This is a genomic window from uncultured Leifsonia sp. (assembly GCF_945957465.1).
GTDB lineage: Bacteria > Actinomycetota > Actinomycetes > Actinomycetales > Microbacteriaceae > Leifsonia.
In genome coordinates this window covers 1-10,124 of sequence record NZ_CAMFLC010000082.1, presented here as the reverse complement: position 1 = coordinate 10,124, position 10,124 = coordinate 1, and the positions used below count along the sequence as shown (strand labels likewise).

Annotated in this window: 10 protein-coding genes and 1 pseudogene; 6 read left to right on the top strand and 5 right to left on the bottom strand. The window is 70.9% G+C overall.

Annotation, left to right across the window (positions count from 1 at the left end; genetic code table 11):
* From Q0Q23_RS19140 to Q0Q23_RS19120, 5 genes and pseudogenes are all read left to right on the top strand, one after another.
* Positions 1-318, top strand: a pseudogene (locus Q0Q23_RS19140) (ABC transporter substrate-binding protein); the annotation flags it as partial.
* Positions 319-332: 14 nt separating this feature from the next.
* The gene (locus tag Q0Q23_RS19135) at positions 333-1,466 is read left to right on the top strand and encodes a carbohydrate ABC transporter permease (RefSeq protein ID WP_295128104.1); all 1,134 of its coding nucleotides are present in this window, start codon (positions 333-335) and stop codon (positions 1,464-1,466) included.
* Complete coding sequence (locus Q0Q23_RS19130) at positions 1,463-2,401, top strand: carbohydrate ABC transporter permease (RefSeq protein ID WP_295128101.1); 939 nt, start codon at positions 1,463-1,465, stop codon at positions 2,399-2,401. Before Q0Q23_RS19135 ends, Q0Q23_RS19130 begins: the two co-directional genes overlap by 4 nt.
* Entirely contained in the window at positions 2,398-2,658 is a 261-nt protein-coding gene (locus Q0Q23_RS19125; RefSeq protein WP_295128098.1) for a hypothetical protein, read from the top strand. The genes Q0Q23_RS19130 and Q0Q23_RS19125 overlap by 4 nt, the downstream gene beginning before the upstream one ends.
* Positions 2,655-4,649, top strand: coding sequence for a glycogen debranching N-terminal domain-containing protein (locus Q0Q23_RS19120; RefSeq protein ID WP_295128095.1), 1,995 nt, complete (start codon positions 2,655-2,657; stop codon positions 4,647-4,649). Before Q0Q23_RS19125 ends, Q0Q23_RS19120 begins: the two co-directional genes overlap by 4 nt.
* A 110-nt stretch (positions 4,650-4,759) precedes the next feature.
* Here Q0Q23_RS19120 and Q0Q23_RS19115 read toward each other — a convergent pair whose 3' ends face one another.
* On the bottom strand, positions 4,760-5,821 hold the full coding sequence (locus Q0Q23_RS19115) for an NAD(P)-binding domain-containing protein (protein WP_295128092.1): 1,062 nt from the start codon (positions 5,819-5,821) through the stop codon (positions 4,760-4,762).
* Between the two features lie 150 nt (positions 5,822-5,971).
* Here Q0Q23_RS19115 and Q0Q23_RS19110 point away from each other — a divergent pair, with 150 nt between their 5' ends.
* On the top strand, positions 5,972-6,196 hold the full coding sequence (locus Q0Q23_RS19110) for a DUF3073 domain-containing protein (RefSeq protein ID WP_295128089.1): 225 nt from the start codon (positions 5,972-5,974) through the stop codon (positions 6,194-6,196).
* A 174-nt stretch (positions 6,197-6,370) separates the two neighbouring features.
* On the opposite strand, the gene Q0Q23_RS19105 is transcribed toward Q0Q23_RS19110, so the two are convergent.
* The 4 genes from Q0Q23_RS19105 to Q0Q23_RS19090 are packed head-to-tail and all read right to left on the bottom strand — an operon-like array spanning position 6,371 to position 9,811.
* A complete protein-coding gene (locus Q0Q23_RS19105; protein ID WP_295128086.1) occupies positions 6,371-6,979 on the bottom strand; it encodes a response regulator transcription factor in 609 nt (202 codons plus the stop codon).
* Positions 6,976-8,118 carry a sensor histidine kinase gene (locus Q0Q23_RS19100; protein ID WP_295128083.1) on the bottom strand — a complete coding sequence of 381 codons (1,143 nt, stop codon included), beginning with the start codon at positions 8,116-8,118 and terminating at the stop codon, positions 6,976-6,978. The genes Q0Q23_RS19105 and Q0Q23_RS19100 overlap by 4 nt, the downstream gene beginning before the upstream one ends.
* A gap of 26 nt (positions 8,119-8,144) precedes the next feature.
* Positions 8,145-8,888, bottom strand: a complete 744-nt coding sequence (locus tag Q0Q23_RS19095; RefSeq protein WP_295128080.1) for an ABC transporter permease — start codon at positions 8,886-8,888, stop codon at positions 8,145-8,147.
* Positions 8,885-9,811: an ABC transporter ATP-binding protein gene (locus Q0Q23_RS19090; RefSeq protein ID WP_295128077.1), complete on the bottom strand. Its 927-nt coding sequence runs from the start codon at positions 9,809-9,811 to the stop codon at positions 8,885-8,887. Before Q0Q23_RS19090 ends, Q0Q23_RS19095 begins: the two co-directional genes overlap by 4 nt.
* Positions 9,812-10,124 lie beyond the last annotated feature (313 nt).

Genomic DNA, 10,124 nt, shown 5'->3' with positions numbered 1-10,124 from the left:
ATCGCCGCCGACAGCCCCAACCAGGCCGCCGCGCTCAAGCTCGTCGAGCAGCTGACCAGCAAGGGCGACCAGCTCGCCTTCTCGAAGGCCTTCGGCCCGATGCCGTCGATCAAGTCGGCCGCCTCGGAGTGGAAGTCGGCCAACCCCGAACTGGTGCCCTTCCTCTCGGCCGCCGACTACGCCAAGGGCGTGCCGACCGCCAAAGGCGCGGCCGACGTCGTCACCGACCTCAACAGCAAGCTGGAGACGCTGGCCACGAGCGATCCCAAGACGATCCTCGACGCCACGCAGAAGAACCTCGAAGCGCTGCTGAAGTAAGGACGGCATCCACCATGTCGCAAGCCACGAGTCGGCCTCGCCGTTCCGGAATCCGGCGCGGCGAGGCCGCCTCGGGGTGGTTGTTCACCGCCCCGGTCATCCTGCTCCTCGGCGTCTTCCTGGTCATCCCGGTGCTGATGGCACTGTGGGTCAGCTTCTCCGACTGGGGCGGGCGCGGCAGCCCCTTCTCGTCCGACGTGAGCTTCGTCGGGCTCAAGAACTACTCGACGCTGCTCGCGGGCGGCGGCCTGGCCGAGCAGGACTTCGGGATGTCGCTGAAGAACAACGCCTGGTACGTCGTGCTGGTCGTGCCCGTCCAGACCGCGGTCGCGCTCTTCCTCGCCGTGCTCGTCAACCGGGCCATCCTGCGCGGTCGCGGGTTCTTCCGCACCGCCTTCTACTTCCCCTCGGTGACGAGCTCCGTCGCGATCACCGTGCTCTGGCTGTTCCTGTTCAGCACCTCGGGCGCCGTCAACCAGGTGCTCGCCTGGTTCGGCATCAACGGGCCCAACTGGTTCAACGACCCGAACGGGATCATCCACAACCTCCTCGCGGCCTTCGGCATCACCACCGGCCCGGCGGCGCTCACGCAGAACACGCTTCTCGGCATCTCGTGGTGGGACTGGCTGGGCGGCCCGTCGGTGGCGATGACCGCCTACATCGTCATGGCGGTCTTCACCACCAGCGGCACGTTCATGCTGCTCTTCATCGCGGCCCTCCAGAACCTCGGCGGCGACGTCACCGAGGCGGCGATGATGGACGGCGCCAACGGCTGGCAGCGCTTCTGGCGCATCACGCTGCCGCAGCTGCGCCCCACGCTCTTCACCGTGCTCACACTGGGCCTGATCGGGTGCTGGCAGGTCTTCGACCAGATCTACACCGGCAGCAAGGGCGCGCCGAGCAAGACCACGCTGACACCGGCCTACCTCTCGTACCAGACCTCGTTCGGCAACCAGGAGTGGGGCCAGGGCGCGGCGATCGCGTTCATCCTGTTCGTCATCATCGTGCTGCTCACGATCTTCCAGCGCTGGGTGCTGCGCGAGCGCGCAGTCTCCAAGCGACGGATGCGACCATACGAGGCCGCGGCCGTCGCGTCCGCTCTGCCCGCGAACCCGTCCGGCTCCGCTTCGAGAGGAGGCCTCGGATGAGCGCCACCGCTGTCACCCCCGAGGCGGGATCGCCGCGGCCGTCCGCATCGCGGCCGTCCGCATCGCATCCGGCGTCGCCGCGCCCCGCCGGGCGCCGGCGTCGATCGACCGGAAGCGTCGTCGGCACGTCCATCACCTACGCGATCCTCGTGGTGCTCGCGGTCGTGTACATCATGCCGTTCCTCATCCAGATCGCGACCTCGTTCAAGACCGACGCGGATGCCACGGCCAACCCGGTCTCGCTCATCCCCCAGGTGTGGACGACGGCCGCGTATACGAAGCTGTTCCTCAACTCCGACTTCCCGATCTGGTTCGGCAACTCGGTCATCGTGACGGTGTTCGTCACGCTCGGCCGGGTGTTCTTCGACTCCCTCGCCGGGTACGCCCTGGCCCGCCTGCACTTCCGGGGCCGCAGCGTCGTCTTCGCGGCGCTCGTCGCCGTCATGTCGGTGCCGATGGTGGTGCTGCTCATCCCGAAGTTCCTCGTGATCAACCAGCTCGGGATGTACGACTCGTACACCGGGATGATCCTGCCGCTGCTCACCGACGCCGCCGGGGTGTTCATCATGAAGGGCTTCTTCGAGTCCATCCCGGCGAGCGTCGAGGAGCAGGCGCGCATCGACGGCGCCGGCACGTTCCGGGTGTTCTGGTCGATCGTGCTGCCGATGGCCCGGCCCGCGCTGATCACGATCATCATCCTGTCGTTCCAGGGGTCGTGGAACGAGCTGGCCCACTTCATCATCTCGACCCAGGATCCCGCGCTGACGACCCTCACGAAGGGCGTCGCCGGTCTCGCGAGCGGACAGCTCAGCCAGGGCAGCCAGTACCCGCTCAAACTGGCGGCGGCCGCCATCATGACCATCCCGGTCGCGGTGCTGTTCTTCATCTTCCAGCGCCGGATCATGAACTCCAGCGACGGGGCGGTGAAGGAGTGACGGCCGTCGCACCCACGATCCTCGCCACCTGCGGCGGCCTCGTCGCGGGCACCTGGACGGACTCCCTGTACGGCCCGCTGCTGAAGCACGCGATCGACCTGGCCCAGGTCGTCGGGCGCGCACCTGTCGCCCCCTCGGCGCCTGTCGCCCCCTCCGTCACGGAAACGCGCATCACCCCGCGCGTCCTCCCTGCCTCGGACCACCCGACCCGACACGAATCCCCCACCACGATCGAGGAGGCTCGAACGCCACGATGACCCAGCCGCTCCAACCCCTGCTGCACGACAGCGTCGTTCTGCTCACCGCCCCCAGCCAGGCGTGGTCCGCCGCAGACGGCACCGTCGACGGCGCCGGGATCCACGGGTTCTACCACTCCGATCTGCGCGTGCTCGACCGCATCCTCTTCACGGTCGGAGGCGACCGGCCCGAGCACATCGCGACCGCCGGACCCGACGCGGCGACCGGGGTCTTCACCGGGCTGGCCCGCCGCATCGACGATGCGACGGCCGACCCGCGCGTCCGCATCGACCGCACCCGCGAGGTGCGGTCGAGGAGGCTCCACGAGCGCATCGAACTCCGCAATGCCCTCGGCAGCGCGATCACGACGACGGTCACGGTGTCGGTGCGCGGCGACTTCACGGCCATGCAGACGATCAAGGCCGGGCTGACCGGCGCCGAGCACCCGGTCTCGGCCACCGTCGTGGCCGGAGGCGTGGAGTTCCGCTCCGGCCCCGTCGTCGCGCGCCTCGCCGCCGACGGGGCGCGGGTCACGTCCGACGACGCCGACGTCCGGCTCGACTGGGAGGTCGAGGTGCCGGCCCGCGGTCAGGTCACGCTCGAGTGGGCCGTCGACGTCGAGGACCCGACCGCGGTCGTGGCCGGCGCGTCGCCGTCGCCCGAGTGGGCCGCGTTCCGGGCCGCCACCGGCGACTCGCGCCTGGCGTCGTGGCTCGAGCGCGCGCTCGCCGACCTCCAGTCGCTGCGCATGTCGACCACCGCGCGACCGGACGACGTCTTCCTCGCGGCCGGAGCGCCGTGGTTCTTCACCCTGTTCGGCCGTGACTCGCTGTGGGCGGCGCGCATGCTGCTGCCGCTCGGCACCGACATCGCCGCCTCGACATTGCGGGTGCTCGCGCACTTCCAGGGCACGCAGAACATCGGCGAGACGGCCGAGCAGCCGGGCAAGATCATGCACGAGCTGCGGCCGGCGGCGCTCACCATCCCGGGCGAAGGCGTGGTCCTCCCTCCCCTGTATTACGGAACGGTCGACGCGACCGCGCTGTGGGTCGCCCTCCTGCACGACGCGTGGAAGTGGGGCATGCCCGACGACGAGGTGCGCGCACTGCTCCCCGCGATGCAGGCGGCGCTGGCCTGGATGCGCGACTACGGCGACAGCGACGGCGACGGCTTCCTGGAGTACGTCGACACCACCGGGCACGGCCTCGCCAACCAGGGCTGGAAGGACTCGGGCGACTCCATCCAGTGGATGGACGGCACGCTCGCCGAGGGCCCGATCGCGCTCTGCGAGGTGCAGGGCTACGCGTACGAGGCCGCAATCGGCGGCGCCGAGCTGCTCGACGCGTTCGGCCTCCCGGGCGCCGGCGAGTGGAGGTCGTGGGCCGCGGCCCTCAAGGCGCGGTTCGCCGAGTCGTACTGGATCGACGATCCGGCCGGCGCCTACCCCGCCGTCGCCCTCGACGCCGCCAAGCGCAAGGTCGACACGGTGACCAGCAACATCGGCCACCTCCTCGGCACCGGGATCCTCACACCCGAGCAGTCAGAACTGATCGCGCGCAGGCTGGCGTCTCCGGAGCTGTCGTCCGGCTACGGCCTGCGCACGATGTCGACCGAGTCGGGAGGCTACTGGCCGCTCAGCTACCACGGCGGCTCGGTCTGGGCGCATGACACGGCGATCGCGATCACCGGGCTGGTGCGCGACGGCCACGTCGCGGAGGCCGATCAGCTCGCCGACGGCCTGCTGGCCGCGGCCGCGGGCTTCGGCTACCGGATGCCGGAGCTGCACTCCGGCGACCCGGCCTCGCAGAGCTCCTCGCCGGTGCCGTACCCCGCCGCGTGCCGCCCGCAGGCATGGTCGGCCGCAGCCGCTGTCGCGGTGCTCGCCGCGCGTCTCGGCCTCCGCGCCGACGCGCAGACCGGCTCGCTCGACGTGCGCCCGAGCCCCGGGGCCGGGAGCATCCACGTCAGCGGCCTCCGCTTCGCGGGCGCCGACCGCACGATCGAGCTCTGAGGCCTCCCTGCCCTCTCCGAGGGGCAGCCGAGGGGCGCCCAAACGCCCCTAAGCGGCCGCGATAAGGGCGCCAAGGCGCCCCTCGGATGACCCTCGGGCGCCCCTCGGTCTCAGAGCTGGGCCATGATCTGGCGGGCGATCACGCGTCCGGCGCGGTTGGCGCCGATGGTGCTCGCCTGCGGGCCGTAGCCGGCCAGGAAGATCCGCGAGTCCTGCCAGGAGGCGCCGGACGCGACCGTGAGGCCTCCCGCCTTCTCGCGCAGCTTGAGCGGGGCGAGGTGCCGCAGCTCCGGGCGGAAGCCTGTCGCCCAGATGATCGCATCCGCACGCGTCTTCGAGCCGTCGCTCCAGACCACCCCGTCGCGCTCGATCCGGGAGAACATCGGCCGTTCGACCAGCAGGCCGCGGTCGATGCCGGCGGCGATGCGCCGCGTACGCGGAACGCCGGTGCCGCTCACGATGCTCGGGAGCGCCTGCCCGGCCCGCGCAGCCGCATCCTGTGCCGCGACTGCGGCGACACCGCCCTCGATCGTGAGCTCCGACTCGTCGCGGAAGTCCACCGGCCGCCGCGTCGCCCAGGTCAGCTCTCCTGCCACGCCTTCGAGCTCGAGGAGGAAGCCGATCGCGCTCGTGCCGCCGCCGACCACCACGACCGACTGCCCCGCCAACTCCTCCGCCGATGTGTACGACGACGTGTGGAGGTGCCGTCCTGCGAAGTCGCCCATCCCGGGATACCAGGGGATGAAGGGCGCACCCCACGTGCCGGTCGCGTTCACGACGACCCGGGTGCGTGTCTCGCCCCGGTCGTGCGCGACCACCAGATCGGCGCCGCGGTCGAACACGCGCGACACCGCGACCGGGCGCTGCACCTCCAGGCCGAAATGCTCCTCGTAGCGACGGTAGTAGCCGGCGACGATGTCCTTGGCCGGGAGGGTGCGGTCCGCGGTGTCGAAGCTGAGTCCCAGCTCCGACATCCCGGGGAGGTCGTTCACGTGGTGGGCGCTGCCCAGGCGCAGCGCATCCCACCGATGCTGCCAGGCTCCCCCGGTGCCGGGACCGCGGTCGAGGATGACGAAATCCGCCCCCGGAGTCAGCTCGAACCGACGCAGGTAATAGGCGACCGCGAGCCCGGCCTGCCCGGCGCCGACGATCAGCACCTGGGTGTCGGTCATTCCACTGATCACGCGCTCATTCCATCATCCGACGCTGTGCGACGACTCGGGGTCCATGGGGGTCACCATGCTAAACTCGACGCTAGTTTTCACTATTTCTGTTGGATCCCCGGGTGCCATTCCCCGGGCAGGATCAAAAGGGGGTCACGCATGGGGCGCGGCCGTCAAAAGGCAAAGCACACGAAGATCGCTCGCCAGTTGAAGTCGTTCAGTCCCGACGTCAACTACGACGCACTCGAGCGCGAGCTGACCGGGCATTCCCACCACGACGACGACCAGTACGCCGCGTGGGCGGACTACGAGCCCGAGGGCGTCGACGACGACGACGCCGACGACTACGAGGACACCGAGTCCGAGACGCCGAAGCGCGCCTGAGCGCGCCGACGCACCCGCGTCTCCCGCGCACATTCCCGAGCGCGTACGTACGCCGCGGTCGTGGTACATGACGAATCGCGACGGCCGAGGCATGCAGGCGCGCATTCGTGACGAATCGGCACATTCGTGGCACGAATCACGAGATTCGTGACGAATGTCGGGGTGCAGGCAGCGCTAGAGCCAGCCCTGGCGCGTGGCGATCGCGACCGCCTCGGAGCGGTTGCGCGCGCCGGTCTTGCCGATCGCGTTCGAGAGGTGGTTGCGCACCGTCCCGTCGCTCAGGTGCAACCGGCGGGCGATGTCGGTGATCGTGCCGCCCTGCCCGGCGACGGCGAGCACCTCCGCCTCGCGTGCGGTCAGCGGCGAGGCGCCGGAAGCCAGCGACTCCGCGGCGAGCGCCGGGTCGACGACCCGGAGCCCGGAGGCGACCCGCCGTACGGCGTCGGCGAGCTGGCCCGACGGGGTGTCCTTGACGATGAAGCCGGAGGCCCCGGCCTCCATCGCCCTGCGGAGGTAGCCCGGCCTCCCGAACGTCGTGACGATGAGCGAGCGGCACGACGGCAGCTCCGCCCGCAGTTGCGCGGCCGCTTGGATGCCGTCCAGACCGGGCATCTCCACGTCGAGCAGTGCGACGTCAGCCGCCGCGGCCCGTGCCGCCTCGAGGACGTCGTCGCCGCGACCGACCTGGGCGACGACCTCCACATCGGGCTCGAGGTCGAGGAGCGCGGCCAGCGCCCCGCGCACGAGCGCCTGGTCGTCGGCGAGCAGCAGCCGGATGGTCATGGCAGCCTCCGTACGGTGAGCAGCGTACCGCCGCGCGGGCCGGCCTCCACAGTCAGCGCGGCGCCGGACTCCCCCGCCCGTGCGGCGAGACCGGCGATCCCCGACCCGCGCACGAGATCGCGCCGTTCGGAGCCCACGGGCGCCGGGCCGCGTCCGTCGTCCTCGATCCGCAGCATCTCGGGCTCCACGGTGACCCAGCAGTTGCGCGATCCGGAGTGGCGGATGACGTTCGTGACCCCCTCGCGCAGCACCCAGCCGAACAGCTCGCGCAGATCGGGGTCGACCTCCTCGCCGTTGCGCGGGAGGTGCGCCTGGATGTCCGCGGCGGCGAGACCCGCCTGCGCCGCCGCGAGCTCGGTCGAGAGGCTCATCTCGCGGTAGCCGGCCACGGCGGCGCGCAGGTCGGCGAGCGCCGAACGCGTGAGCCGCTCGATGTCGGCCAGCTCCTCCTCCGCGCGCCCCGGGTCGACCGGGATCAGTCGGCGCGCGAGCTCCGACTTGACGGTCACGACGGTGAGCGAGTGGCCGAGCACATCGTGCATGTCGCGGGAGAACCGCGCCCGCTCCTCCACCACGGCCAGCCGGGCGATCTCGCCCTGCGCGTTCCGCAACCGGCGGAGCGCGTCGATCTGCCGGGCGAACGCGCTCATCATGATGCCGATCGAGACCGTGATGAGGGCGATGAACCAGTAGTCGTCGAACGTGCCCGTGAGCAGGAGGACGATCAGCTGCACGAGCCCGAGGCCGCAGATGACGGCGGCCGACACCCAGGTGCGGGCGATCGCCATCCCCGCCGCGCAGGCGACGTACACCCAGGTCCACAGGGTCACGATCCCGATGAACGGGATGAGCGTCAGCGTGAGCGCGAAATAGCCGAGCACCCCGATCAGCCGGGTGCGCTCGCCCTCCCACCAGAGCACCGGCGGGAGGGCGAGGAAGCCGACGTAGACGAGGGTCAGGAGGGCCGTCGCGACGATCTTCGTGGCGACAGCGCCGGAGGAGGTCCACAGCCCGCTGAGCACCGAGATCTGATACAGCAGGCCGATGAGCGCGCCGGGATACCAGCGGAACGCGGAGCGGTGCGTCAGTCGCGCCCACACCCCGACGGGCCGGTACTCGTCGACGTCGCTGCTGAACACGTCCCCACCCTAGTTCGACGGCGGGCTCAGCCGCGGGCGGCGTCGCGGCGGTAGCGCCACACGATCAGCGCCCCGAGGGCCAGCGTCCAGGCGGCGAGCACGAGGGCGGGGGTGAGCGCGTCGCCGCTCTGCAGTGCACCCAGCTGGCCGACCCGGTTGAGCCAGTACGAGGGCACGGCCTTCGCCACGTTCGCCACCCAGGCGGGGAAGATCTGCAGAGGGATCCACAGGCCTCCCAGCACTGCCATGCCCATGAAGACCGCCATGAACAGCGGCTGCGCGAACTCCGGCTTGGCGAGCTGGCCGATCAGGATGCCGAGCAGGGCGAACGGCACGACTCCGCACCAGATGGCGAGGCACGCCAGCACCCAGCTCCCGACGGACAGGTCGGGGTGGTAGAGCATGACCGACACCGTCACGATCACGACGATGCTGAACAGGGCGAGCGCGAGGGCGGCGACCAGCTTGGAGACGAGGTAGCCGGTTCCGGTGAGCGGGGTGATCCGCAGCTGGCGGTTCCAGCCGAGCGACCGCTCGGTGACGATCTGGAACGCCTGAGACAGTGCGGCCATCATGCCCCCGTACGCCGACACCTGGATGGTCGTGACGACGATCCACGGCAGGTGAGTGACGGCATCCACCTGCCCTCGACCGCCGAACGTGCCGCCGAAGGCCAGCAGCATGACGAGCGGGACGGCCAGGGTGAAGATCATGGCGCGCATGTTCTTCAGCTGGCGGAGGGACTCGCGTCCCAGGTAGGCGATGCTCATTCGAGGGCTCCTTGCGCTGCGGTCGCGGATTCGGTGAGGGCGAGGAAGGCCTCGTCCATGGTGTGCGCGGTGACCTCGATGTCGTGGAGGTCGTCGTGCGCCGCCAGCAGCGCGCGCAGCGTCGCGTCGGAGTCGTCGCTGACGATCGACAGCTGGCCGGCCCGGTGGTCGACGGTGCGCACTCCCGGCAGCGCCGCGATCGCCGCCGTGGCGGCGTCCGTCCAGGTGGAACCGGCAGTGGCGCGGATGCGGCGGCCCGAGACGACCGCCTTCACCTCGGTGGGCGTGCCGTCGGCGACGACCCGCCCCCGCGCGAGCATCACGATGCGGTCGGCGTAGGTGTCGGCCTCGTCGAGGTAGTGGGTGGCGAAGACGACCGTGCGGCCCTCCGCGGTGAACTCGCGCATCGACGTCCAGAAGGTGCGCCGTGCCTCCACATCCATCGCCGCGGTCGGCTCGTCGAGGAAGAGCAGGTCGGGGTTGGAGACGACGGCGACTGCGAAGCGCGCCCGCTGCATCTGCCCCCCGGACAGCTTGGCCACGCGCTGTTTCGCGATCTCCGTGCAGCGCGCGCGCTCGAGCGCCTCGGCGACGGTGAGGGGATGCCGGTGCGCGGCGGCGACCAGGGCGACCGATTCGGCGACCGTGAGCGTGGGCAGTAGGGCGCCGCCCTGCAGCATGGCGCCCACCCGCCCGTCGCGGATCGCGCGTCGCGGATCGGCGCCGAAGAGCTCGGCGGAGCCTCCGGTCGGCCGGGCGAGGCCGAGTGCGAGGTCGATGGTGGTGGATTTGCCGGCACCGTTGGGGCCGAGGAGGGCGACGACCTCCCCCGGGCGCACGGTCAGGTCGACGCCGTCGACGGCGTTCACCGACCCGAAGGTCTTGCGCAGCCCGGAGAGGCGGATGGCGGGTGTCTCGTTCACGTCTCCCAGAGTGCCGGGACGCGCCGGGGGGTGCGCAGGTCGGGCGTCAGGTCGTGACCGTGACATTTGTCACGGGCGGGCGGCGTGCGCGCCTGGACAGGGGGTGCCGCCCGCCGTGGGTGTGCGGTGGGTGCTACCGAGAGGAGAGCGCGCCGGGCGTCAGGAGAGCACGTCGTGGGTGCGGACGGCGCGCACCAGGCCGATCACACCGGCGATGCCGCCGACCGTGATCAGCACGGCGCCGAGGAGGAGTAGGAGGTCCTGGCCGACGGGCGCCGCCGCGACCCTGTCTCTTATACACATCTGACGCTGC

Coding starts and splice junctions, on each gene's coding strand:
- Q0Q23_RS19120 (WP_295128095.1), top strand. CDS start 2,655: ATGACCCAGCCGCTCCAACCCCTGCTGCACGACAGCGTCGTTCTGCTC.
- Q0Q23_RS19105 (WP_295128086.1), bottom strand. CDS start 6,979: ATGACCATCCGGCTGCTGCTCGCCGACGACCAGGCGCTCGTGCGCGGG.
- Q0Q23_RS19110 (WP_295128089.1), top strand. CDS start 5,972: ATGGGGCGCGGCCGTCAAAAGGCAAAGCACACGAAGATCGCTCGCCAG.
- Q0Q23_RS19130 (WP_295128101.1), top strand. CDS start 1,463: ATGAGCGCCACCGCTGTCACCCCCGAGGCGGGATCGCCGCGGCCGTCC.
- Q0Q23_RS19135 (WP_295128104.1), top strand. CDS start 333: ATGTCGCAAGCCACGAGTCGGCCTCGCCGTTCCGGAATCCGGCGCGGC.
- Q0Q23_RS19095 (WP_295128080.1), bottom strand. CDS start 8,888: ATGAGCATCGCCTACCTGGGACGCGAGTCCCTCCGCCAGCTGAAGAAC.
- Q0Q23_RS19115 (WP_295128092.1), bottom strand. CDS start 5,821: ATGACCGACACCCAGGTGCTGATCGTCGGCGCCGGGCAGGCCGGGCTC.